The 20,510-nt window shown below is 62.7% G+C and carries 17 protein-coding genes and 3 riboswitches; of the genes, 10 read left to right on the forward strand and 7 right to left on the reverse strand.

Annotated features, from left to right (window positions below; genetic code table 11):
• The 4 genes from J2S67_RS00005 to J2S67_RS00020 form a co-directional block, all read left to right on the forward strand.
• Nucleotides 1-451, forward strand: a 451-nt coding sequence (locus J2S67_RS00005) for an NAD(P)H-dependent oxidoreductase (protein ID WP_310245124.1), incomplete at its 5' end; no start/stop codon positions are given.
• A 424-nt stretch (nt 452-875) separates the two neighbouring features.
• The gene (locus tag J2S67_RS00010; protein WP_310245126.1) at nt 876-1,553 is read left to right on the forward strand and encodes a TrmH family RNA methyltransferase; all 678 of its coding nucleotides are present in this window, start codon (nt 876-878) and stop codon (nt 1,551-1,553) included.
• A gap of 161 nt (nt 1,554-1,714) precedes the next feature.
• Nucleotides 1,715-2,737: a class II fructose-bisphosphate aldolase gene (gene fbaA, locus J2S67_RS00015; protein WP_310245128.1), complete on the forward strand. Its 1,023-nt coding sequence runs from the start codon at nt 1,715-1,717 to the stop codon at nt 2,735-2,737.
• On the forward strand, nt 2,737-3,150 hold the full coding sequence (locus J2S67_RS00020; RefSeq protein ID WP_052048534.1) for a DUF3151 domain-containing protein: 414 nt from the start codon (nt 2,737-2,739) through the stop codon (nt 3,148-3,150). The genes fbaA and J2S67_RS00020 overlap by 1 nt, the downstream gene beginning before the upstream one ends.
• 204 nt (nt 3,151-3,354) lie before the next feature.
• Here J2S67_RS00020 and J2S67_RS00025 read toward each other — a convergent pair whose 3' ends face one another.
• Nucleotides 3,355-4,581 carry an acyl-CoA dehydrogenase family protein gene (locus J2S67_RS00025; protein WP_310245130.1) on the reverse strand — a complete coding sequence of 409 codons (1,227 nt, stop codon included), beginning with the start codon at nt 4,579-4,581 and terminating at the stop codon, nt 3,355-3,357.
• Between the two features lie 323 nt (nt 4,582-4,904).
• Here J2S67_RS00025 and J2S67_RS00030 point away from each other — a divergent pair, with 323 nt between their 5' ends.
• From J2S67_RS00030 to J2S67_RS00045, 4 genes are all read left to right on the forward strand, one after another.
• A complete protein-coding gene (locus J2S67_RS00030; protein WP_310245131.1) occupies nt 4,905-6,065 on the forward strand; it encodes a CaiB/BaiF CoA transferase family protein in 1,161 nt (386 codons plus the stop codon).
• On the forward strand, nt 6,037-7,458 hold the full coding sequence (locus J2S67_RS00035; RefSeq protein WP_310245133.1) for an MFS transporter: 1,422 nt from the start codon (nt 6,037-6,039) through the stop codon (nt 7,456-7,458). Before J2S67_RS00030 ends, J2S67_RS00035 begins: the two co-directional genes overlap by 29 nt.
• A 159-nt stretch (nt 7,459-7,617) precedes the next feature.
• Nucleotides 7,618-8,919, forward strand: coding sequence for an adenylosuccinate synthase (locus J2S67_RS00040; RefSeq protein ID WP_310245135.1), 1,302 nt, complete (start codon nt 7,618-7,620; stop codon nt 8,917-8,919).
• Between the two features lie 145 nt (nt 8,920-9,064).
• Nucleotides 9,065-9,865, forward strand: a complete 801-nt coding sequence (locus J2S67_RS00045; protein WP_035756586.1) for a carbon-nitrogen hydrolase family protein — start codon at nt 9,065-9,067, stop codon at nt 9,863-9,865.
• 42 nt (nt 9,866-9,907) lie between these two features.
• Here J2S67_RS00045 and J2S67_RS00050 read toward each other — a convergent pair whose 3' ends face one another.
• The 3 genes from J2S67_RS00050 to J2S67_RS00060 form a co-directional block, all read right to left on the reverse strand.
• Complete coding sequence (locus J2S67_RS00050) at nt 9,908-11,014, reverse strand: magnesium and cobalt transport protein CorA (RefSeq protein WP_070491553.1); 1,107 nt, start codon at nt 11,012-11,014, stop codon at nt 9,908-9,910.
• A 164-nt stretch (nt 11,015-11,178) separates the two neighbouring features.
• Nucleotides 11,179-11,691, reverse strand: a complete 513-nt coding sequence (locus tag J2S67_RS00055; protein ID WP_310245138.1) for a CoA-binding protein — start codon at nt 11,689-11,691, stop codon at nt 11,179-11,181.
• Nucleotides 11,691-13,019 (reverse strand): O-acetylhomoserine aminocarboxypropyltransferase/cysteine synthase family protein, encoded by a 1,329-nt coding sequence (locus J2S67_RS00060; protein WP_310245140.1) that lies wholly within the window; start codon nt 13,017-13,019, stop codon nt 11,691-11,693. Before J2S67_RS00060 ends, J2S67_RS00055 begins: the two co-directional genes overlap by 1 nt.
• 12 nt (nt 13,020-13,031) lie before the next feature.
• Nucleotides 13,032-13,136: riboswitch (SAM riboswitch) on the reverse strand.
• A 93-nt stretch (nt 13,137-13,229) separates the two neighbouring features.
• Between J2S67_RS00060 and J2S67_RS00065 the strand changes: the two genes are divergently transcribed.
• Together J2S67_RS00065 and J2S67_RS00070 are read left to right on the forward strand one after the other, a co-directional pair.
• The gene (locus J2S67_RS00065) at nt 13,230-13,889 is read left to right on the forward strand and encodes a histidine phosphatase family protein (protein WP_310245141.1); all 660 of its coding nucleotides are present in this window, start codon (nt 13,230-13,232) and stop codon (nt 13,887-13,889) included.
• 76 nt (nt 13,890-13,965) lie between these two features.
• Nucleotides 13,966-15,255 carry a M20 metallopeptidase family protein gene (locus tag J2S67_RS00070; protein WP_310245143.1) on the forward strand — a complete coding sequence of 430 codons (1,290 nt, stop codon included), beginning with the start codon at nt 13,966-13,968 and terminating at the stop codon, nt 15,253-15,255.
• A 40-nt stretch (nt 15,256-15,295) separates the two neighbouring features.
• Here the strand turns inward: J2S67_RS00070 and J2S67_RS00075 are convergent, their stop codons facing one another.
• The 3 genes from J2S67_RS00075 to acs form a co-directional block, all read right to left on the reverse strand.
• Nucleotides 15,296-16,237 carry an HpcH/HpaI aldolase/citrate lyase family protein gene (locus tag J2S67_RS00075; protein WP_052048547.1) on the reverse strand — a complete coding sequence of 314 codons (942 nt, stop codon included), beginning with the start codon at nt 16,235-16,237 and terminating at the stop codon, nt 15,296-15,298.
• A 9-nt stretch (nt 16,238-16,246) separates the two neighbouring features.
• On the reverse strand, nt 16,247-17,704 hold the full coding sequence (locus J2S67_RS00080; protein WP_310245148.1) for an amino acid permease: 1,458 nt from the start codon (nt 17,702-17,704) through the stop codon (nt 16,247-16,249).
• 186 nt (nt 17,705-17,890) lie between these two features.
• Nucleotides 17,891-19,933 (reverse strand): acetate--CoA ligase, encoded by a 2,043-nt coding sequence (gene acs, locus J2S67_RS00085; RefSeq protein ID WP_310245150.1) that lies wholly within the window; start codon nt 19,931-19,933, stop codon nt 17,891-17,893.
• A gap of 8 nt (nt 19,934-19,941) precedes the next feature.
• Nucleotides 19,942-20,039, reverse strand: a riboswitch (SAM riboswitch).
• A gap of 341 nt (nt 20,040-20,380) precedes the next feature.
• Nucleotides 20,381-20,494: riboswitch (SAM riboswitch) on the forward strand.
• The last annotated feature ends 16 nt before the right edge of the window (nt 20,495-20,510 follow it).

Consider the following 20,510-nt stretch of genomic DNA (forward strand, 5'->3'; position numbering starts at 1 on the left):
CGATGGGGTTGTTGCGGTGACGCCGGTGTTCACCGCGAGCATGTCGGGGCTGTTCAAGATGCTGTTTGATTCGCTCGATGTGGATTCGTTGCGGGGCGTGCCGGTGCTGGCGGCGGCGACGGCGGGGACGCCGCGGCATCAGCTGGTGATCGACCACGCGATGCGCCCGATGTTCGCCTACCTGCACGCCACAGTGGTCCCGACCGGTGTGTTCGCGGCGACCGAAGACTTCGGGACGGAAGCGGGGAAGGGCCTTGCCGGACGTATTGCGCAGGCAGCGGATGAGCTCACCCAAGCGATGCCGAGTTTCGGCAACACAGTTGCTGGTTTCACGGCAATGCAACAGCCAGCTGGGAAGCGCGGACGTCAACGGACATCCGGGAATGAGCTGACCCACGTGGTGGACTTCGCGACCCTGCTCGAGGGGCACGACGGTAACCCCAACGTCTAAGGCGTAACGGACGAACATCTAAGGCTTAACGACCGAGAGATTAACCTTCGGCACAAAAATTGTAGTTATTTCGCCAGACGGTGTGTGCCAGCCGGCGCCGGAAGGGTGGCGGCTGGGGCGGCCACCACGGCCGCTGGTGGCAGCGGTGCCGGAGGGCAGCGGTAGCGGAGGGCAGGGCGGCGCAACCGTGGGGGAGCGGGACGGGCGCACCGCAATGGAAACGGCCGCGAGAAATAACAGCACTAGTGATGCCGAAGGTTAAACCGTGCGGGCAGGGGCATCGAAATAGCAACACTGGTGTTGCCGAAGATGCAAATAGCAGCACTCACGTTGCTAAAGGTTATGTCAGTAGCTGCGCCGGGGGAACGTTATTTCAGCAATTACGTTGCCCAAGATTAAAACTGGGGACGTACAGTTGTGTTTCGTGAGCGAGAACCAAACCCCGAGCGAAAACAGCACCCCGAGCCAGAACAACAGCCCCGAAACACCTGAGCACGTCGTCGGTGTCGGCCCATGGGAAGGTCCCCACCCTAAAGGCGCCCACTGGGACCCCGAACTCCTCGCTCACGGCGACCGCCGCAACGTTCTCGACCAATACCGGTACTGGAAGCACGACGCGATCGTCGCCGACCTCAATTCTCGCCGCCACCCACTCCACATCGCCATCGAAAACTGGCAGCACGACTTCAATATCGGCACCGTGGTACGCAACGCCAACGCATTCAACGCGGCCGCCGTGCACATCGTAGGCCGCCGCCGCTGGAACCGCCGCGGCGCCATGGTCACCGACCGCTACATGACCGTCATGCACCACCCCACTGTTGAAGACTTCGTGACCTGGACCCGTCAAGAAAACATTCCGATCCTCGGGATCGACATCTTCCCCGACTCCGTCCAACTCGAAACCTACAGCCTCCCAGAACGATGCGTGCTCGTGTTCGGGCAAGAAGGACCCGGCCTCTCCGAAGAGATGCGCACCGCCGCGGTCGACACCCTCTCCATCGAACAATTCGGTTCAACCCGCTCCATCAACGCCGGAGTCGCCAGCGGTATCGCGATGCACGCCTGGATCCGCCAACACGTCTTCAACCAACATCCCTAACCGCCAACAACACCGCGGGTCGGTAGCATAGAGGAAGACGGCGGCACCGCCTACCAGCGGAACCGTTGCGTGCGCGCACGCTAGCCGGCACGCAAGACCACGCTGGCCTGCGCATCGCACGCCGAACCAGCCGCGCCAGCCCCTATATAGAAGGAGCCCACATGGGTGTTGCAACACCGGACCAGTACAACCAGATGCTCGACACCGCCAAAGCCGGCGGATTCGCTTACCCTGCGTTCAACGTGACCAGCTCCCAGACGGTTTCCGCGGCGCTCGCCGGTCTCGCGGAAGCAGGTTCTGACGGGATCCTGCAGATCTCCACCGGTGGCGCGCAGTACTTCTCCGGCTCCACCGTGAAGGACCGCATCGCAGGTTCCCTCGCTTTCGTCGCGTACGTGCGTGAGGTTGCGAAGAACTATCCGATCACCGTCGCGTTGCACACCGACCACGCGCCGCGTGAGCAGATCGATTCGTGGGTTATGCCGCTCATCGAAGCCTCCAAGGCAGAAGTTCAGGCCGGCCGTGACCCGCTGTTCAACTCCCACATGTGGGACGGCTCCGCTGAGACGCTGAGCGAAAACCTGCGCATCGCGCGTGAACTGCTCCCGTTGACCGCCTCGAATAAGCAGATCCTCGAAGTTGAGATCGGCGTTGTTGGTGGCGAAGAGGACGGCGTTGAAAACGAGATCAACGAGAAGCTCTACACAACCATCGAAGACGCCGCAGAAACTGTTGAAGCGCTCGGTTCTGGCGAATACGGCCGCTACATGACGGCGTTGACGTTCGGTAACGTCCACGGCGTTTATAAGCCGGGTAACGTCAAATTGCGCCCTGAGCTGTTGAAGGAAATCCAGGACGAAATCGGTAGCCGTCTGGGCAAGGATAAGCCGTTCGACCTCGTGTTCCACGGCGGATCCGGCTCCACCGAGCAGGAGATCGCTGACGCGGTGTCCTACGGCGTGATCAAGATGAACATCGACACCGACACCCAGTACGCGTTCACTCGCCCCGTGGTTGAGCACATGTTCCGCAACTACGATGGCGTGCTCAAGATCGACGGCGAGGTCGGCAACAAGAAACTGTATGACCCTCGCTCGTGGGGTGCCGTGGCAGAGAAGTCGATGGCGGCCCGCGTGGTTGAGGCGTGCCAGGACCTCGGTTCCGCCGGGAAGGCGATCAAGTAATGATCGGCCGTAACTTGCTGGGGATCCCGGAGACGCGGATCCCTGAAAACCCTGAGCTGGTTGCCCGCTACGATGCCGGCGATGAGGCCGAGGATTTGGTGCGTCAGTTCCCTGCCGAGCAGCTTCCGTGGGCTTTGCTCGCTGAGGATGCTGCCGCCGATGGCCGCGATATTGAGGCGTATGCGTTCGCCCGGGTGGGTTATCACCGTGGCTTGGATGCGTTGCGTCGCGCTGGCTGGAAGGGGCAAGGCCCGGTTCCTTATGAGCATGAACCGAATCGTGGTTTCTTGCGCTGCTTGTACCAGTTGAAGCTCGCTGCCGAGCGGATCGGTGAGGTGGACGAGGTTCAGCGTATCGGCGACTTCTTGCGGGATGCCGACCCCGAAGCGGAAGCGAAACTCGCGGCCAAATAGCCGCCTTTCTCACCTTCGGCACCGAAATTGCTGCAAATTTATGCGATGGCATTAATTTTTTTTACAGCAATTTCGGTGCCGAAGATGCTTAAACCAGGTGGGGCGGCGCCGTACAGCGCCGCCCCGCCGGCTACTGGCCCGGCCGCCCCGACCAAGTCGCGTCCTGCCCAGACCAAGCCGCTACCCGCCGCCCCGCTCAGCTCGCTAGTTCGCGAATGCGCTGATTCCGGTGAGCTTTTGACCGATGATGAGCGTGTGCACCTCGTCGGTGCCTTCATAGGTGCGCACTGATTCGAGGTTGTTCGCGTGGCGCAGCGGCGAATAGTCGAGCGTGATCCCGTTGCCGCCACACACGGTGCGGGCCTCGCGTGCGATCTCGATCGCGGTCTTGACGTTAGCGAGCTTCGCAACCGAAATCTGGTGGAACTCCAACGTCCCCTCATCCTTCGCCCGCCCCAACTGCAACGCCAGCAACTGGCCCTTATTCAGCTCGACCGTCATCCGGGCGAGCTTCTCCTGCGTCAACTGGAACGCCGCGAGCGGCCGCCCGAACTGTTCACGCTCCAACGCATACCCCAGCGCAGCCTCAATCGAATCCCTTGCGGCCCCCATCGCGCCCCACGCGATCCCGTACCTCGCCTCGTTCAGGCACGCGAGCGGGCCACTCAACCCCTGAGCGCCAGGCAGCAAAGCATCCGCGCCAACCCGCACCCCATCCAGGGTAATGTCGCACTGAAGTGAGGCGCGCATCGAAAGCTTCTGCGTGATCGGGGTCGCCACAAACCCATCGGAATCAGTCGGCACAATGAATCCGCGCACCATCGAGTCCACGCCCGGCTTCACGCGGGCCTCATCCAAAACGCCAGCGGCCGCGGCGTCCTCGTTGCTCACGTGCGCCCAAATCACTGCAACCTGCGCTAGGGATGCCAAACCGATCCATCGCTTAGCGCCATCCAGAACCCACTCGCCATCAACCCAGCGGGCACGGGTGAGCATCGAAACCGGATCAGACCCCGCGGTTGGCTCCGTCAACCCAAAGCAGCCGATCACCTCGCCCGCGGCCATTCGCGGTAGCCACTCCTGTTTCTGTTCTTCGGAGCCGTGCTTATAGATCGCGGACATCGCAAGCGAACCCTGCACCGAAACCACAGTGCGCAAACCAGAATCCCCGGCCTCTAGCTCCTGCATCGCAAGCCCGTACTCGACCGCGGACCTCCCCGCGCACCCGTAACCGTTCAAGTGCATCCCGAACAGGCCTTCCGCCGCCATCTTCGGCAACAACTCCACCGGAAGCGTAGCCGAATCGAACCACTCAGCAATGTTCGGCCGGATCTCGGCGTCCACAAAAGCTGCCACACGGTCGCGGGTTTCACGTTCGGTTTCACTCAGCATCCCGTCAATATTCATGAGGTCTGTCTGGTTGCGTGGCATGGGTTTCCTTCCGTGATGATGCTGATGCGGCACTTGCTGCGCCGCGGCGGTTGCGTTGATGGTTGGTTGCGTTGGTGGTCAGCGCACGATGCGCCCCACGCATGCGGTGCTGTTGCGTGGGTCACACCCTAGGTTCCATCTTGCCACCGGATGCCGTGCGGCCGAAAGCCGGGGCTGGCTGTGCGCGGGTGCGGCTCGCCGCGCCGGTCGCGCTCTGCCGCCCCCGCGCTCCGCCGCCGCGCTGACTGCCGCGCGCTCCACCGCCGCGCGGGCGACGGCTAGATTCTGGACAGCCTGGTTTCGCCCGTGATAGTCATGTGACTATGGTCACAGCAGATGCGGGTAGGGTGAGCGGCCCCTTGGAGGGCTTGGTTGTCGCGGATTTCACGCGGATTCTTGCGGGTCCGTACGCGACGATGCTGCTCGCTGACCTCGGCGCCACCGTCATCAAGGTTGAGTCTCCCAGTGGGGATGACACCCGTACGTGGCAGCCGCCGGCACGCGACGGGGAAGCGACCTACTACCTGGGCGTCAACCGCAATAAGCATGCGATCGCCCTGAACCTCAAAGACCCACAGGACCGCGAAACTGCCCACCGCATCGTGGCCAAGGCCGATGTTTTCATGGAGAACTTCCGCCCTGGCGGGCTCAAGCAGTTCGGTTTGGACCCGGAAAACGTCGGGGAGACGTACCCGCACGTAGTCCACGCGAGCATCACGGGTTTCGGCTCCCGCGGCGGCGCGGACATGCCCGGCTACGACCTGCTAGCTCAAGCGACCTCTGGGTTCATGTCTCTGACCGGGGAGCCGGATGGCGATCCGCAGCGCGGTGGCGTCGCGATCTTCGACATTATGGCTGGCCTTCACGTCGCCGTCGGCGTCCTCGCCGCCCTCCGCCAGCGCGAACAGACCGGCCGCGGCCAGCACATCGAAGTCAACCTGCTGAGTTCTGCGCTGTCCGGCCTCGCGAATCAAACCTCCGGCTTCGTCGGCGCGGGCGCGGTCCCGTTCCGGATGGGCAACGACCACCCGAGCCTCTTCCCGTACGGTCCGTTCATGTGCTCGGACCGGCACGTTGTGATTTGCGTTGGTAATGACCGCCAGTTCGCGCTCCTTGCCACAGCGCTCGGTGTGCCTGAGCTTGCGGACAACGAGGACTACGCGACGATGCCTGCCCGCAACCGCAACCGGGATGCGTTGCGGCCGCTGATCGAGCAGCAGCTCGCACGTGCCACGGCCGATGAGTGGGCCACACGACTGCGCGAGGTGGGGCTTCCGGCTTCGCCGATCCTCGGGGTCGATGAAGGTGTCGCTTTCGCTGAATCGCTGGGATTGGAGCCGGTCATGACGCCGGTGGGGAAGCCCGATGGGGTGCCTACGGTGCGCACGCCGTTGTGGCTTTCGGACGCGGAACCTGCGTATCGCAAGGAGCCGCCGGGTGTAGATGAGGACCGTGATGCAATCTTGGCGTGGCTCGAAGACTAACCGCCCCACTGACAAGCCGGCGCTCCACCGTACGCGGCAGGCCCGTAAAGCAGGGTTCGCGGCGTTCATCGGCACGACCATCGAATGGTATGACTTCTATACGTATTCGACAGCCGCCGCGCTGGTTTTAGGGCCGCTGTTCTTCCCTGGCGAGCTCGGGGTCCTGGCCTCGTTCGCAACGTTCTGGGCTGGCTTCCTCGCCCGCCCGATCGGCGGGGTGATCTTCGGCCACTGGGGCGACACGTTCGGCCGCAAGAGCGCCCTCATCACCACCCTTTTGCTCATGGGCGGGTGCACCACCGCGGTCGGTTTGCTCCCCACCTACGATGTGGCTGGCTGGTGGGCGCCCGCCGCCCTGGTCGTCTTGCGGCTGGTGCAAGGCATTGCGATGGGCGGGGAATGGGGTGGGGCCGTGGTGCTCGCCGCAGAGCACGCCCCAAGCAACCGCGGGATCCTGTACGCCGCCTTCGCCCAACAAGGCTCCCCGGCCGGTAACTTGTGCGCCTCCGGCATGTGGTTGCTCGTCGCGATGCTGCCGGATGACGCGTTCTTCACGTGGGGTTGGCGCGTTCCGTTCCTGATCTCTGCGGCACTCGTAGCGATCGGGTTGTGGATCAGGGTCTCGGTCGAAGAGTCCCCGGAGATGATGCGTGGGAACCTCCACCGCCACGACGTCGCCACCCTCGCAACCGGCAACATCCCCGCCGCTAACCCAGCTACTGCCAACAGCAACACCCCCGCCACCGGCAGCGGCCGCGCTCGCCGTGAGGCTCCCATCGTGACTTTGTTCCGTGAACATAAGGCGATGGTTTTGTGGGGTGTGGGCGCGAGTGTTTTGGCGACCACGGTCACGTATTTCAAGGCCACGCTCGCGTTGTCCTGGGCCACGGACGCTGGCTTGTTCACGCGGCAGGGTTTCCTCGCGATGGTTACGGCGGCTTTGGTGGTGCAGTTCTGTGTTCAGCCGTTGGGTGCGTTGCTGGTGCACCGCGCGAAGGAGAGGGGCCGGGTGCGGCGCGCGGTCGCCGGGATGCTGATCCCTGAGATCGTGTTGCTTCCGCTCATGTTCGTTCTGATCAGCACGGGCAACCCTGTGCTCGCAACCGCGGGGATTTTTGCGGTCACGATCCCGCACGCCCTGTATTTCTCAGCGCTCGCGGGCTTGCTCTCTGAGTCCTTCCCGCCCGAGGTCCGCTACACGGGTATTTCGCTGAGCTACCAGGTCGCTTCCTCGGTGTTCTCTGGTTCGGCACCGCTGGTGGGTTCCGCGATGATCACGATGGCCGGCGGGCACGTGTGGCCCGTTGCGGTGATGGGTTCACTATTTGCTGTGCTGACGTTGGTCTCCGCGCTCAAGCTGTGTGGGGGCCGGATTGATAGAATCAGCAAGTAAGGCCCTCATCGCGGGAAAGCACGCGCCACAAAGCCGGATTGCTTGCGGCATCGTGCCTTGAGATGGCGGGTTCGCTTGAAGCGGGCCCCGGTGATGGGGGTGTTTCCCTGCCAACGCACTAGAGCACGCACTAGGAGACAGTGCGCGAGGAGTAGATGCATGCCGGCCGTCGTTATTGTTGGCGCCCAGTGGGGCGATGAAGGCAAGGGCAAAGCAACCGACCTTCTTGGTGGTCGTGTTGATTACGTTGTGAAACCGAATGGCGGTAACAACGCGGGCCACACTGTTGTGGTGGGTGGTGAAAAGTATGAGCTCAAGCTCATCCCGGCCGGTATTTTGGCCCCGAATGTGATCCCTGTTCTGGGGAACGGTTGTGTTGTGAACCTTGAGGCCCTCTTCGAGGAGATCGACGCGCTTGAGGCTCGCGGCGCTGACACGTCCCGGCTGCGTGTTTCTGCGAACGCTCACTTGGTGGCCCCGTATCACCAGACACTCGATAAGGTCACCGAACGTTTCTTGGGTAAGCGCGCGATCGGCACCACCGGCCGCGGCATCGGCCCGACCTACATGGATAAGATCGGCCGCCTCGGCATCCGTGTCCAGGACATTTTCGACGAATCGATCCTGCGCCAGAAGATCGAGGGCTCACTGCGGCAGAAGAACGAACTCTTAGTCAAGGTCTATAACCGCCGTGCCGTGACAGTCGAAGAGGTTGTTGACTACTTCTTGAGCTTCGCTGACCGTTTGCGCCCGATGGTGATCGACGCTGAGCTGGAAGTCAACAAGGCGCTCGATGAGGGCAAGGTCGTGCTCATGGAGGGCGGGCAGGCCACCTTCTTGGATGTGGACCACGGGACCTACCCGTTCGTGACCTCATCGAACCCGACCGCCGGCGGCGCATCGGTGGGTGCGGGCATCGGCCCGACCCGCATCCAGCGCTCGATCGGCATCATCAAGGCCTACACCACCCGCGTGGGTGCTGGCCCGTTCCCGACCGAACTGTTCGACGATATGGGCGAGCGCCTACGCACTGTGGGTGGCGAGTTCGGCGTCAACACGGGCCGTCCGCGCCGCACCGGCTGGTATGACGCGGTTATGGCTCGCTACGCGTCCCGCGTCAACGGTTTCACCGACTACTTCTTGACCAAGCTTGACGTTCTGACGGGCATCGAGAAGATCCCGGTGTGCGTCGCCTACGACGTGGACGGGGTGCGCCACGACGAGGTCCCGATGACGCAGTCCGAGTTCCACCACGCCAAGCCGATCTATGAATACTTTGACGGCTGGACCGAAGACATCTCAGGGGCCCGGAGCCTCGATGACCTGCCGGAAAACGCCCGCAAATACGTTGAAGCGCTCGAAGCGATGTCGGGTTGCCGCTTCTCCGCGATCGGGGTGGGCCCGGACCGTGACGCGAGCATCGTGGTGCGGGATCTGATCGGCCCGGTTGAAGACAACTGAGCTCACTCATCCGGCCTTGAAAGAGACCGCTAGTAGCATCTGAAGCCAGCGTGCATAGAACCTTGTTTCTATGCACGCTGTGCTTTATCCGAAGGTGTGTAGAGTAGGGCTCACACCGCTTGTTGCAGACAGCAAGGAGAACGCGATGAAGATTTCCCTTGGCCAGTTCAGCCCGACCGCCGATGTCTTCGAAAACCTCGAAACGTTGGATAAGTTGGCGCGGCAGGCCGCCTCTGAGAAGGCGGACATGATCGTGTTCCCTGAGGAATCGATGCTTTCGCTGGTCCAGGCTGGCGATGATTTCGCTGGGCTTGTTGAGAAGGGGTGGGAGCGTTTCGCCCGCCAGGTCGGTTTGATTGCGGCGAGCCACAGCATCGCGGTTGTGGTGGGCGGCTATGAGCCGAACGAAACCGGCAAGCCGTACAACACGGTCCTTGCAGTGGATGCGAATGGCCAGGAGCTTGAGACGTACCGCAAGATCCACTTATATGACGCATTCACGTTCAAGGAATCGAACCGTATTTCTGCAGGCGACCCCAACCAGGTCGCTACGTTCACGTACGGGAACCTGACGTTCGGGATGATGACGTGCTACGACGTGCGTTTCCCCGAGCTCGCGCGCAACCTTGCGTTGGCTGGCGCTGATGTCCTGTTGGTTCCAGCGGCTTGGTATAAGGGCGAGAACAAGATCGACCACTGGCAGACGCTACTGAAGGCCCGCGCTGTGGAGAACACGGTATGGGTTGCGGCTGCCGGTACGGCCTCGAACCAGACGATCGGCTACTCGGTCATCCTGGATCCGCTGGCCCAGCCTGTCGCTTATCTTGAGGACGAGCCATTCGGTTTGGTCACAGGCAAAGTGGGCCGCAAGAAGGTCAAGAGCGTGCGAGAATACCTGCCGGTTCTTCAGAACCGCCGCGTAGGGGTCGAGGCGCCAAAGGCTTGATCGCTGACCGCGGGCTAGCCGCGGCAGGGCTAGCCAGCGCCGCTACATCCAGTCTTTCTTTTTGAAGACGATGAACAGGAACAGAGCGAATCCGAACATAGCCGCGAGCGCGAGCGGGTAGCCGTAGGTCCATTCGAGTTCGGGCATGTTGGTGAAGTTCATGCCGTAGATCGCACCGATGAGCGTGGGCGCAAAGATGATAGCCGCCCACCCGGAGATCTTCTTCATGTCTTCGTTTTGCCGTTGAGAGACGAGCGTCGCGTTGACCTGCAGGATCTGATTCAGCGCATCCCGTAGTTCGGCGATGTCGGGGATGATCTGGGAGAGATGATCAGAGACGTCATCGAGGTACATACGCAACTCGGTGTCGGTCCCGTAGCGGGTGGTTCCGATCAACAGGCGGCGGATCACGGTCGCTAACCCGTTGGACATTTGGCGCAGCTCGATGATCTCGCGCGACAAACGGTAAATACGCTCGGCAGCCGCCGGGTCACCCGAGAACACCTGGCGTTCAATCTCTTCTTTGTCAGTCTCGAGGCCACGCAGCACGGGGCCGTATCCGTCCACGACCGCATCGAGCACTGCATGCAGCACGGCTTCCGGGCCGTGCTTGAGTAGCTCGTTCTGTTCGCCGAAGCGGTGTTCGAGCCGGAAACCTTTCGCCTGCCAGGCTCGCACCGCGGCCTGATCCTGGCACAAAACCGCTACCTGGTTCCCTCGCATCAACAGGTTGAATTCGCCGAAGACGACCTCTTCGATGTCATCTTGATAGGCAACAGAGTGAGTCACGACGAATAGGGTGTCGCCTTGACGTTCGGCTTTAGCGCGCCGCGATGGGGCCTGCAGGTCCTCGAGCAGCAGCGGGTGAAGATCCCAGGCTTCTGCGAGGTCTTCAATCTGCTGATCAGTCGGCTTATCCATCGAGATCACGACGACCTGGTCAGGGTGTTCTTCCGAATACCTGCCAGCTGTTTCGATGGTGTGGCCGCCGGTGAGCGGAAACGCGCCTTCGTTATCGAATGAGACTGCGCGGATGTTGTCTTTCACCACGTGCGGGGTCGGCGGCGCAACGGGGGTTCGCTTATGACTGGCACGTCCCGAAACGAGGGGGAGGCCGAGTTTGGAGCGGATCTTGTTGCGAGCAGACATGCCTCTATTCTGGCACCAGTTCCGCCCGTTCCCGGCCACCGCGACGCGCAGGATATTCAACCCCGCGGCGCCGCGGTGAGACGGTCACGCGGTAGCCACCGCGCCGCGCAGGCGCCTCAAGCATCGGTGCGCGATCGTGCTGTGCAGCGACGCAACAGCAACCGTTATGCGCGCAGTTGGCGTTTGGAGGAGATGACTCCGGTGTCGAAGCCTGCAAGGTGGAGACCGCCGTGGAAGCGTGCGTGCTCGATTTTGACGCAACGGTTCATGACCGCGGCGAGCCCGCCGGCTTCAGCGATGCGCGCGGCTTCTTCGTTCCACAGGCCCAACTGTGCCCAGAACACCTTCGCGCCCACACGCACGGCGTCCTCAGCGACGCTCGGGAGGTCTTCGTTACGGCGGAATGCAACCACGATGTCGGGCGCTTCTGGCAGGTCATCGAGGCTCGGGTACACGGGCTCCCCGAGCAGCTCAGTGGCTCGCGGGTTGATGAAGTACAGCTTGTAGGGGGCGGAGGACTGCAGGTAGGTCGCCACGAAATACGCGGCACGCGCGGGGTTGGTGGAGGCGCCGACGATCGCGATGCTCTTGGCGGCACGCAGCAGGTTCAACCGTTGCGGGGCTGATGGGCCAACCCACGTGCTGTTGGCCTCTGTTGTGGTGGTTTCGTTGCTCATTACGCTTCCTCCCCGTTCGCAGCACCGTCACTAGCACCGTTCACGGCGGCTTCCAGGGCCTGGTCGAGGTCCCAGATGATGTCCTCAACATCCTCAAGGCCCACCGAAATACGGATCAGGTCTTCGCCGATCCCGCCGGCAATCAGCTGTTCTTTACTTAGCTGCTGATGCGTTGTGGATGCCGGATGCAACACGAGGGTCTTCGCGTCACCAATGTTGGCTAGGTGGCTGGCCAGCTGCAGGTTCGCGATGAACTCAGCCCCGACGTCGCGCCCACCCTTGAGACCAAAGCTGAACACGGAGCCCACGCCGTTCGGCAAGAGCTGCTTGCCGCGTTCGTGGTAGGCGTGGTCTTCCAGGCCGGCGTAGGAGACCCACTCGATGCGGTCATCGTTAGCCAGCCAACGCGCGACCTCACGGGCGTTGGCGATGTGCGCATCCATACGCTGCGGCAGGGTTTCGATGCCGATGAGCAACTGCCACGCGGACTGAGGGGCGAGCGATGCGCCGATGTCACGCAACTGTTCGTTGCGTAGCTTGGTGAGGAAACCGTACTCGCCGAAGTTGCCCCACCACGACAAGTCGCCGTAGGAAGGCACCGGTTCCGTCATGGACGGGAAGTTGCCGTTGCCCCAGTTGAAACGGCCTGATTCAACGACCACGCCGCCCAGGGTGGTTCCGTGGCCGCCCAGGAACTTGGTCGCCGAGTGGATCACGATGTCCGCGCCGTGTTCCAGCGGACGGAAAATATATGGCGGGGTCAGGGTCGAATCCACAACCAGTGGGATCCCGTGTTCGTGGGCGAGAGCGCCGAGACCTTCGATGTCGGTGATCACACCGGACGGGTTGGCGACCACCTCGGTGTAGAGGACCTTGGTGTTCGGTTGGATCGCGGCCGCGAAGTCCTCGACCTCGGTTGAGTCGATGAACGTGGTCTCCACGCCGAATCGGCGCAGCGTGACATCCAGCTGCGTCACGGTCCCGCCATAGAGCTTCGAGGAAGCGACCACGTGATCGCCCGCCTGGCATAGCGCGGCGAACGTGATGAACTCAGCGGCCATACCCGAAGACGTCGCGACCGCGCCGATACCGCCCTCAAGGGACGCGACGCGTTCCTCGAACGCCGCAACCGTAGGGTTAGCGATACGCGAATACACGTTCCCGTACTTCTGCAGCGCGAACAGCGTTGCCGCATCGTCCGCGTTTTCAAACACGAAAGACGTCGTGTTATACAGCGGGACGGCACGCGAACCGTGCTCCGAATCAGGGGTGGCACCCGCATGCAGGGCACGGGTACGGAAACCGAATTGACGGTCGGCAGAAGACATGGAACTCCTTCAACTCCATCGATCCCGGCATGAGCACCATTCGCTGCAGCGGTGGTGCTGCGTCGATGGTTGCTGCGGCGTCACAGGGCCAGGTCCCTCGACCGCTCTAGATGGTCAGCCACCATTATGCGCACTCGACTCGAGCCAGGGCAAACGCATGTGACGTACTAAGGCGCGCCGGGAACAGTGCGGCCGGCATAAGCTGGGGATATGAGCACCAGCCCTCACCACGTCCCGTCTCTCGCTTTGGTCCGCCACGGGCAAACAGACTGGAATAAAGAACGCCGCTTCCAAGGAAGCGCGGACGTCCCCCTCAACGCGACCGGCATCGAACAAGCCCGCGCCGCGGCGGAAACCCTGGCGGCTGACGCGACATCACGATGGGGTAGCCCGTGGGACGTCATTCTCACCTCCCCGCAGCTCAGGGCACGCGAAACCGCCGAGATCATCGCTGAACACCTCGGACTTGAGGCGCCGCGCGTCATCGCCGGGCTCAAAGAACGCTCCTACGGCCCCTACGAAGGTCGTGCCTACGTCGACATCGACCAAGACACCTTCACCTACCTCTTCCCGGCGCACCTCCCCAACGTCGAAGAGGTCGAAGCCCGCGGTAAAGAGCTCGGGATCCTCGAAGGAGTCGAAAGCTCCAAAGACGCCGGCCGCCGTAGTGCTACAGCGCTCGCCGAAGCACTCCAGCGCAACCCGGGCAAGCGGATCATCGCCGTATCCCACGGCTCAACCACTCGCTGCCTGCTCAACACCTTGGACGAGTGGAACATCAGCAACCCGGGCTTGCGCAACTGCGACATCCGCTACCTCACCCCAGCCCAAGAAGCGCACCTGCACCACATCCGCAGCGCACTTTCCTAACCCGGCGCTGCATCACAGCCACCCACTACACTGACTGTGACGCCGTTCACGGACACCAGCTAAGCCAAGGACACCCATGATGAGCACCGCCAGTACATCAGCGAGAAACACGTCAACACCGGGGCAACAGCTTCCGGCGGTACATCCGGCGGCGCAAGAACCGATCCCGGCGGAACTCAACGGGCACATCGTCCGGTTGCGCCGCTATCTGCACGCGAATCCCGAGCTGGACCGGCACCTACCCACCACTCAGGCGGCGGTGCTGGATGCGCTCGAGGGAACCGAGGGGATCGAGCTGCACACCGGGAAGGCGCAGTCCTCTGTGACCGCTGTTCTGCGTGGTGCTGCTCCGCTACCTGAAGGTACGCGCCGCCCCGTAGTCCTGTTGCGTGGAGACATGGACGCGCTACCGGTCACCGAAGAAACCGGGCTTGAATATTCGCCCACCGAAACCGGGAAGATGCATGCGTGCGGCCACGACATGCACACCGCCGGCCTGGTGGGCGCGCTGCTGTATCTCGCACAGCGCCGCGATGAACTCACCGCCGATGTTGTGGGCATGTTTCAGCCTGCCGAAGAAACCGCTGGCGGCGCGAAAATCATAATCGAAGAAGGCCTTCTCGAAGCCGCAGGCCAGCCGGTCGACGAAGCGTACGCGATCCACGTGTACGCCGACCGCTACCCGCACGCAACGTTCGTCTCCAAACCGGGAACCATACAGTCCGGATGTGACGACCTCGTCATCACCGTCCACGGCCAAGGCGGCCACGGATCCGCCCCGCACCAAGCCGCGGACCCGGTGCCAGTCGCGGCAGAGATCGTGCTCGGCCTACAGACCATGGTGACTCGCCAATTCGACCCGTTTGACCCCGTCGTGGTGACCGTCGGCTCGATCAAGGCGGGCTCTGCGCCGAACATCATCCCGTCCACCGCAACCATCCAGGTCACGCTGCGTTCCTTCAGCCCGGCGTCACGTGAAAAGCTCGTGCCGGCCGTGCAGCGCGTCGCCAAAGGCATCGCGGAAGCACACGGGATGAGTGCAAGCTACAGGGTCGAATGTGACTTCCCTGTAACCGTGAACTCGGCCGAACACGTGGACTACGTGGCCGACACCGTGCGGGACCTGTTCGGGGATACCGCCTACCGAGAGCTGCCGCGCACCGAAGCCGGTTCAGAAGACTTCTCCGAAGTGCTCCAGCGCGTACCGGGCGCCTACATTTTCCTCGGTGCCGTCCCGGAAGGTGAAGACCCCACGAAAGTTGCGGGCAACCACTCGCCACACGCGATCTTCGACGATCGCGTGCTGGGCCGTAGCGTGCGGCTTTTCGCGGAACTTGCGCTACGCCGCGGGCCTCTCGCACATTAACGATCAGCCCGCAACGACAAGCCGGCGGCGGCTACGCGTGTCAGTAGTGGTAGGTGTCCGATGGCGCAGGGGCCGGGTCGGATGCCTTGCGCCATTGCACGTTGTAGGCCTTCGCAAGGGCGAGGATCTTGTTCGCGCGGGAGAGGCGCGGCAGGTCGGAGCCGTTGCGGATCTCTCCGCCGGCTTCCTCGAATTCTGTGAGGAACTCGTGTGCCCACGCGACGTCCTCGCTGGAAGGGGAGAGGCCTTCGTTGACGGTTGCGGTCTGTTCTGGAACTAGGCACAGTTTGCCGGTCATACCGAACTCGCTCGTGACCGCGGCGGCTTCGGCGAGTTTGACGCCCGTGGTACCCACGGTCGGGCCGTCGATCGCGCCCGGCAGGCCTGTTGCGCGGGATGCGATCGTGAACTGTGAGCGGGCATAAGCCAACGCCATCGGGCCGTCCCCCATCCCGGTGTCGCGGCGGAAGTCACCGATACCGAACGCCAAACGGTAGGTTCCCTTCGCCGCGGCGATCGAATCGATGCGCTGCAAACCGCGCGCGGTCTCAACGAGTGCAATCACGGGAATCCCAGGCAAGCGGCGTGCGGTCTCGTTGACGTGGTCGGTGGATTCGACCATCGCAAGGATCACACCGGCCAAACCACCCTCAGCCACAGGCCCACCCACAGCGGAAGGCAACGCGGCAGCTAAAGCCTCAACGTCGTCTTCCCAATACTTGGTCGCATAACCGTTCATACGAACCCACGCGGTGTGGCCGCTAGTCATCCACTCAACCGCGGCTTCACGGGCAGCAACCTTGTCTTTCGGCGCCACCGCATCTTCGATATCCAAAACCACCACATCGGCGGCGGAATCCTCGGCTTCAGCGAAACGGTCAGGATGCGCCGCGTTCGTCAAAAGCCACGAACGCGCAAGGTCTGGGCCGATCTTCTGACCGGCCGCCGTAGGGATCTGTGCAGGGTAAAACGTAGGAGCCATGACCACACGTTACTGACTCTGGCGGCGCTTGAGCCACGTTGTGACAACATATATCACCGAAATCAGGGCGATCCACACGGCACCCGCGATGAGTGAGACGCGCGTGTTCGGGAACCACGCCATCAACACGATCACCAGAACCAGGAAGGAACCCGCGAAGATCGGGGTGATGGGCCACAACGGCACCGGGAACTCAAGCCCTTCCTTAGGCACGCCTTCGCGGCGTAGTTTGATGCGCATCGCGGTGTGGGACAGCAAAACCATGCACCACAGCCACGTGATCGCAAACGCACCGACCGAGGCAACCACGGCGAATGCGGACTCCGGCATCAGGAAGTTCAACACCACACCCACCGTGAGCGCGCACATCATGAGCAGTGCCGCAGCCCACGGCACGCCCTTGCCCGTGGTCCGGGTGAACGCGCGTGGGGATTGCCCCAGGTGTGCCATCCCGAACAGCATGCGGCCGGCACCGTACGAGTTCGCGTTGATCGCAGAGATCGCGGCCGTGAGCACCACGATATTCAAAATATGTTGCGCCGCCGGGATTCCTAGCGTCGCGAAAATCTGGACGAACGGGGAAGTGTCCGAGCTCATGTGGTTCCACGGAACCAGCGTCATGATCACACCCAAAGCCAGAACATAGAACAGCAGGATGCGGATCGGAACCGAGTTCACGGCGCGCGGGATCGCGGTGTGCGGATCGTTAGCCTCGCCCGCGGTCACGGCGATGGTCTCGATGCCACCGAAGCTGAACACGACCATCGTCAAGCACGCCAGAATGCCCATCCAGCCGTTAGGTGCCAAGCCGCCGTGATCGAAAAGATTATGAAGGCCCGGGGTCGCCTCACCCGGCACGCTCATACCGAAAATCAGGATCGCGATGCCGCCGAGGATCATCGCGATTACGGCGCCGACCTTGATGATCGACATCCAGAACTCCATCTCACCGAATACCTTGACATGCCGGGTGTTGATGCCCGCGATGAGCAAAACGACCGCTGCCGCCCAGACCCACTGCGGCGCGTTAGGGAACCATAACCCCATATACACGGACACCGCGGTCACGTCCGCGATCGAGACGACGAGCATGCAGAACACGTACGTCCAGCCGGTCGTGAACCCCAGGTAGCGGCCCAGATAGCGGGTCGCGTAGTCAGAGAACGCGCCAGCAACCGGGTTGCGCACCGCCATCTCACCCAGTGAACGCATCACGATGAACACCGCGGCACCGGCCACGATGTAGGCGAGCAGAACGATGGGTCCGGCTGCCTTGATCGCATCCGCTGACCCATAGAAAAGCCCGGTCCCGATTGCCGAACCCAGCGCCATGAACTGGATGTGGCGCCCGGTCAAGCCTTTATCGAGGGACTCCTTCTCAACCCGGGGCGAGGCGTCGGCGCTGGAACCCGTGCCGCTACTGGAACCCGTGCCGCTGCCGGAAGCCGTGTCTTTGCTAGAACGCATGCATCGAGACTAGGACGATGCGTGACCCAATGCACATTCGCGATAAGGCTTGGGCGAGCCGGCCGCCTAAGCCTGGACGAACTGACTTCAAATCAACTCAAAGTACGCATTTTCTCTTGCGGGCACGGCCTCCTGCTGTAGCCGCGGGTAAGTTCCCCGGTTGGTACGGCCTAGCTGCGGATACAGCTAGCCGCGGGCGGCGGCGAGCACGTCCGGGATGCATTCTTCGTTGCGCAGGCTCGTGGTGTCGCCGAGTGTTTCGCCGGTGTAGGCCTGGGTGAGGATGCGGCGCATGATCTTGCCGGAGCGGGTTTTCGGTACGTCGGGCACGAGGATGATGCGGGCCGGTTTCGCGATGGGCCCGATCTCCTTGGTCACGGTGGCGCGTAGCCGCTGCGCGAACTCGGCGACGGCCTCCTCGCTCGCGTCAGCGCCGAGCAGGGCCTGATCGCCGGGGACCACGAACGCAACCGCGGCGTGGCCGGTCTTCGCATCAGGTACCGGGCATACGCCGGCTTCCACAACGCCCGGGTCGGTCACGAGCGCAGACTCGATTTCGATGGTTGAGAGCCTGTGGCCCGAAATGTTGATGACGTCATCGGTACGGCCGAGGATCCAGGTGTCGCCGTCGGCATCGACTTTCGCGCCGTCGCCTGCGCTGAACCAACCGTATGTGGCGTAGGCCTTCCAATAAGAGGTGTACCAGCGTTCCGGGTTGCCCCACACGGTGCGCGCCATCGAGGGCGGGAACTGGGTGAGCACGATGTTGCCTTGGGTTCCAGCCGGTGTCGGGTTGCCCTCGTCGTCGACAACCGCGGTCGCTACCCCTGGCATGTCGCGGCCTACGCTGCCGGGCTTGACGGTGGTTGCCCCGGGTAGGGGAGTGAGGATGGTGGAGCCAGTTTCTGACTGCCACCAGGTATCGACCATGCTGATGCCGCGCTCGGGTTCCCCGGTTTCGGGGTTGGCGGGCTGGTAGGTGTCGCGGCCGATCTGTTCGCGTAGCCACCGCGCTGCTTCAGGGTTGACGGCTTCACCTACGGTTCCGCCGAGGCGGATGCTCGAGAGATCGTATTCGTCGGGGATCCCTTCAGGGAACCAGCCCATGAGCGAACGCACGAGCGTTGGCGCGGTGTAGTAGGAGGTCACACCATAACGCTGGATGACTTCGAAGTGCCGGCCCGGGTGCGGGGCGTTGGGTACGCCTTCGTAGATGACTTGGGTCGCGCCGGCCCCGAGCGGCCCATAGATCTCGTAGGTGTGGGCGGTGACCCACGCGAGATCTGCAGTGCACCAATGCACATCGCCCGCGCGTTGAGCTGGGTCCGGGTGGGCGAAAATCTGGTTATAGGTCGCTACAGCACCGGTGAGGTAGCCGCCGGTCGTGTGCACCAGGCCCTTCGGTTTCCCGGTGGTCCCGGAGGTGTACATGATGAACAGCGGATTTTCCGCATCGAACGCTTCCGGTGTGTGCTGCCGTGGCTGGCGGGGCACAATCTGGTCCCACCAGATGTCACGGCCTTCGGTCCACGGGATGTCGCGGTGGCCGGTGCGGTCGATCACGAGCACATGCTCGAGCTGGTTCTCCCCGGATGCGGCCTCGTCCGCGATGTCCTTGACGGGCACGGCCTTGCCGCGGCGGTACTGGCCGTCGCTGGTGACCAGCAGCTTGGCGCGGGTGTCTTCAACACGGAAACGCAACGCTTCTGCGCTGAATCCGCCGAAAACAAGCGAGTGGATCGCGCCGATGCGTGCGCAAGCCAGCGTGATGATGATCGTCTCAACGAGCACCGGAAGATAGATCACGACGCGGTCGCCGCGGGCGATGCCCAGTTCCGTGAGCGCGTGGGCGGCTTGCGAGATTTCCTCGGTGAGTTCGCGGTAGGTGACGGTGCGACGGTCGCCGGGTTCACCTTCGAAGTAGAGCGCTACTTTGTCCCCGTTGCCTGCCGCTACGTGGCGGTCTGCGCAGTTGACAGCGGCGTTGAGCGTGCCTCCCGCGAACCAGGTTTGCTGCAGACCTTCCTGAGTTTCAGGGTTAGGCGGGGTTAGCGTGTGCACCGTATCCCACGGGGTCTCCCACGTGAGCTGGGCGGCCTGTTTGGCCCAGTACGCGCTGTGCTCTTCATCGCTAAGCAGCGCGTCATCGCTAGGCTGCGCGCTGCTGAGGTTTGCGTTGCTGAGCTGAGCCTGGGCGGCCTGGTGCGCGGGTGCGGACGTTGCGGTCATGCGTTGTCACTCCATCGATCCTGGCGTGAGCACCATGCCCGGTAAAAACCCGGGGTGGTTGCTGCGGCGTCATCGAGCCAGATCTCTCAGCCGCTCTGGATGGTTGTGCTGTCCATAGTGGGTGACGAAGGTGGTTGCACGCAAATCGGGTCAGCGTGTGTGTCATGTTGCTCAACACGCGCCACGCTTGAGGTAGCTGGCGTCTGATGCGGCGGGCGATCACCCCACCCATGATCCCGTTGATGATCAGCGCGATGATATCGACGGTAAAGAACACTTCTGGCCGCGCAAATTCCACGTCGCTGTAGCCCTTTCACCTGCAGAAACCCGTGTTATGGCATGGGGTAATACTTTCGCAGGTGTAGCCGCCGATGCGTGCCGTCATTCTTTGTCATCGGTCACGAGCGATTTGCGTGATGCCCATGGTGTGCCTCTATGCTGAATCCGTATCCATCCAGAGCGGCCGAGAGATCTGGCTCGATGACGCCGCAGCAACCATCCTGAAGGGTTCCGTAGCAGGAATCGTGAGGGAAAGGTGCTCCCGCCAGAAGACGATGGCGCAGCGTTTGAGGGCTGC

Source organism: Pseudoglutamicibacter albus, from assembly GCF_031458175.1.
GTDB lineage: Bacteria > Actinomycetota > Actinomycetes > Actinomycetales > Micrococcaceae > Pseudoglutamicibacter > Pseudoglutamicibacter albus.

Coding starts and splice junctions, on each gene's coding strand:
- J2S67_RS00065 (WP_310245141.1), top strand. CDS start 13,230: ATGAGCACCAGCCCTCACCACGTCCCGTCTCTCGCTTTGGTCCGCCAC.
- J2S67_RS00070 (WP_310245143.1), top strand. CDS start 13,966: ATGATGAGCACCGCCAGTACATCAGCGAGAAACACGTCAACACCGGGG.
- J2S67_RS00075 (WP_052048547.1), bottom strand. CDS start 16,237: ATGGCTCCTACGTTTTACCCTGCACAGATCCCTACGGCGGCCGGTCAG.
- acs (WP_310245150.1), bottom strand. CDS start 19,933: ATGACCGCAACGTCCGCACCCGCGCACCAGGCCGCCCAGGCTCAGCTC.
- J2S67_RS00050 (WP_070491553.1), bottom strand. CDS start 11,014: ATGTCTGCTCGCAACAAGATCCGCTCCAAACTCGGCCTCCCCCTCGTT.
- J2S67_RS00035 (WP_310245133.1), top strand. CDS start 6,037: ATGCAATCTTGGCGTGGCTCGAAGACTAACCGCCCCACTGACAAGCCG.
- J2S67_RS00020 (WP_052048534.1), top strand. CDS start 2,737: ATGATCGGCCGTAACTTGCTGGGGATCCCGGAGACGCGGATCCCTGAA.
- J2S67_RS00045 (WP_035756586.1), top strand. CDS start 9,065: ATGAAGATTTCCCTTGGCCAGTTCAGCCCGACCGCCGATGTCTTCGAA.
- fbaA (WP_310245128.1), top strand. CDS start 1,715: ATGGGTGTTGCAACACCGGACCAGTACAACCAGATGCTCGACACCGCC.
- J2S67_RS00080 (WP_310245148.1), bottom strand. CDS start 17,704: ATGCGTTCTAGCAAAGACACGGCTTCCGGCAGCGGCACGGGTTCCAGT.
- J2S67_RS00055 (WP_310245138.1), bottom strand. CDS start 11,691: ATGAGCAACGAAACCACCACAACAGAGGCCAACAGCACGTGGGTTGGC.
- J2S67_RS00025 (WP_310245130.1), bottom strand. CDS start 4,581: ATGCCACGCAACCAGACAGACCTCATGAATATTGACGGGATGCTGAGT.
- J2S67_RS00060 (WP_310245140.1), bottom strand. CDS start 13,019: ATGTCTTCTGCCGACCGTCAATTCGGTTTCCGTACCCGTGCCCTGCAT.
- J2S67_RS00030 (WP_310245131.1), top strand. CDS start 4,905: ATGGTCACAGCAGATGCGGGTAGGGTGAGCGGCCCCTTGGAGGGCTTG.
- J2S67_RS00040 (WP_310245135.1), top strand. CDS start 7,618: ATGCCGGCCGTCGTTATTGTTGGCGCCCAGTGGGGCGATGAAGGCAAG.